This window comes from Vibrio sp. 811, assembly GCF_033339195.1.
Genome location: NZ_JAWOUB010000131.1, coordinates 1 through 1,016 on the forward strand (window position 1 = coordinate 1; position 1,016 = coordinate 1,016).

The following is a 1,016-nucleotide window of genomic DNA, read 5'->3' on the forward strand; positions in this document are numbered from 1 at the left end:
TGTGCTTTGTTTACATTCGTGAGCGCGTAACTCTATGTAGTTTTTTGCTTGTTCTGGGGTTAGTTCTCTTAGAGAGCCAAGCTTGAACTCTTTCAGATAATCGCAACAGGTTTTCAATGCTTGTTCGTAGTTCCTCGCCGTTCCCACCGATTCTATGGCATTACCTTTCCCCTGCATTTCTTTCATGACAGAAGCGGCTTGTTTTTCTGATTTTGCGAAGTGCCCTTTAGCCATTGCGTGTTACTCCGATGGAATGGATATATCGGAGGATGGTACTGCGAGCTGCATATTGCTTGTGTTCAGTTTGGAGGTGCAGAGCAATCAGTTCTAAAGATGCGCCATGCTTGTACATTTTGGCGATTTCAGAACGGAACGGTTCAAGTTTAGAGGTGCGTTTCTTATAGTTTTTGCCTTTGCGTAAAGCACGGGTCTTTTTTGCAGCTTCGGTCGCTGCTACTGGATCAAAGCTCATAAAAATCTCGATGTGGGCGTAAGAACTAGCTAAATATTTTCGTAAAAATATCCAGACGGCATTGCCGTTCGCCAATTTTGCTTTTTTTCGTATAGCAAGGCCGACTGTTCACACCTTTTCACGTTCACTTTCCGCCAGTGAAGTGCGTACTGATTTTTGTGTTTCGCTGCTTTGAGAAGCACCGTTGGTATCAGTAATTAAAACCAACGTGTACGGTGTTAACTAGGCCGTACTCCCCTGAGGCAAAATCATTTTTTAGTTCTCTGACTAAGCGCGGATTTGATTTTCGCAGACCAAACCAAGGAGGTTGTAGAGGTCAGGTTCCTGCATAAGCAGCAGTGGGCTATGGAAATTCCATTGTGACATTTTCACGTTTTATCTGCAATATTGTTTTGTTGCAGGCTTTTTGTTGCGTGAAATTATATAAAAGCTTATTAAAGCTCGCGCTATGTGGAATTTTTAAATTCTACATAGCGCGAGTAGGCTCGCGAAATTTGCGAAAAGTACCGCCTGAATTGCGTAGCAACAGGGCGGTGCTTTGAGT

1 protein-coding gene and 1 pseudogene are annotated in these 1,016 nt (G+C 43.4%); both read right to left on the reverse strand.

The annotated features are described in order from the left end of the window. A pseudogene (locus R7Q46_RS25325) lies at positions 1-234 on the reverse strand (site-specific integrase); the annotation flags it as partial. Beyond that, positions 227-547 (reverse strand): hypothetical protein, encoded by a 321-nt coding sequence (locus R7Q46_RS25330; protein ID WP_102137291.1) that lies wholly within the window; start codon positions 545-547, stop codon positions 227-229. The gene R7Q46_RS25330 and the pseudogene R7Q46_RS25325, both read right to left, overlap by 8 nt. Positions 548-1,016 lie beyond the last annotated feature (469 nt).